Annotated in this window: 1 rRNA gene; it reads left to right on the plus strand. The window is 56.7% G+C overall.

Features of this window, described 5'->3' with window-relative positions:
• Nucleotides 1-1,843: ribosomal RNA gene (locus ACZ67T_RS46255) — 23S ribosomal RNA — on the plus strand; the annotation flags it as partial.
• Nucleotides 1,844-1,865 lie beyond the last annotated feature (22 nt).

Consider the following 1,865-nt stretch of genomic DNA (forward strand, 5'->3'; position numbering starts at 1 on the left):
CCCCCAACGGGGATCGTGATGGGTAGGGGAGCGTCGTGTGCCGGGTGAAGCAGCCGCGGAAGCGAGTTGTGGACGGTTCACGAGTGAGAATGCAGGCATGAGTAGCGATACACACGTGAGAAACGTGTGCGCCGATTGACTAAGGGTTCCTGGGTCAAGCTGATCTGCCCAGGGTAAGTCGGGACCTAAGGCGAGGCCGACAGGCGTAGTCGATGGATAACCGGTTGATATTCCGGTACCCGCTGTGAAGCGTCAAACATTGAATCAGGCGATGCTAAGTCCGTGAAGCCGTTCCGGACCCTTCGGGGAAAGGAAAGTGGTGGAGCCGACGGACCAGACTTGTAGTAGGTGAGTGATGGGGTGACGCAGGAAGGTAGTCCAGCCCGGGCGGTGGTTGTCCCGGGGTAAGGGTGTAGGCCGTGTGATAGGTAAATCCGTCACACATTAAGGCTGAGACCTGATGCCGAGCCGATTGTGGTGAAGTGGATGATCCTATGCTGTCGAGAAAAGCCTCTAGCGAGTTTCATGGCGGCCCGTACCCTAAACCGACTCAGGTGGTCAGGTAGAGAATACCGAGGCGTTCGGGTGAACTATGGTTAAGGAACTCGGCAAAATGCCCCCGTAACTTCGGGAGAAGGGGGGCCATCACTGGTGAGAGGACTTGCTCCTCGAGCTGGGGGTGGCCGCAGAGACCAGCGAGAAGCGACTGTTTACTAAAAACACAGGTCCGTGCGAAGCCGTAAGGCGATGTATACGGACTGACGCCTGCCCGGTGCTGGAACGTTAAGGGGACCGGTTAGTGCACTTTCGGGTGTGCGAAGCTGAGAACTTAAGCGCCAGTAAACGGCGGTGGTAACTATAACCATCCTAAGGTAGCGAAATTCCTTGTCGGGTAAGTTCCGACCTGCACGAATGGCGTAACGACTTCTCGACTGTCTCAACCATAGGCCCGGTGAAATTGCACTACGAGTAAAGATGCTCGTTTCGCGCAGCAGGACGGAAAGACCCCGGGACCTTTACTACAGTTTGATATTGGTGTTCGGTTCGGCTTGTGTAGGATAGGTGGGAGACTTTGAAGCGGCCACGCCAGTGGTTGTGGAGTCGTCGTTGAAATACCACTCTGGTCGTGCTGGATGTCTAACCTGGGTCCGTGATCCGGATCAGGGACAGTGTCTGATGGGTAGTTTAACTGGGGCGGTTGCCTCCTAAAGAGTAACGGAGGCGCCCAAAGGTTCCCTCAGCCTGGTTGGTAATCAGGTGTTGAGTGTAAGTGCACAAGGGAGCTTGACTGTGAGACCGACGGGTCGAGCAGGGACGAAAGTCGGGACTAGTGATCCGGCGGTGGCTTGTGGAAGCGCCGTCGCTCAACGGATAAAAGGTACCCCGGGGATAACAGGCTGATCTTCCCCAAGAGTCCATATCGACGGGATGGTTTGGCACCTCGATGTCGGCTCGTCGCATCCTGGGGCTGGAGTCGGTCCCAAGGGTTGGGCTGTTCGCCCATTAAAGCGGTACGCGAGCTGGGTTTAGAACGTCGTGAGACAGTTCGGTCCCTATCCGCTGTGCGCGTAGGAGTCTTGAGAAGGGCTGTCCCTAGTACGAGAGGACCGGGACGGACGAACCTCTGGTGTGCCAGTTGTCCTGCCAAGGGCATGGCTGGTTGGCTACGTTCGGAAAGGATAACCGCTGAAAGCATCTAAGCGGGAAGCCTGCTTCAAGATGAGGACTCCCACCCCCTTTGAGGGGTTAAGGCTCCCAGTAGACGACTGGGTTGATAGGCCAGATCTGGAAGCCCGGTAACGGGTGGAGGTGACTGGTACTAATAGGCCGAGGGCTTGTCCTCAGTTGCTCGCGTCCACTGTGTT

The sequence above is a fragment of the Streptomyces sp. NPDC107517 genome, from assembly GCF_055582645.1.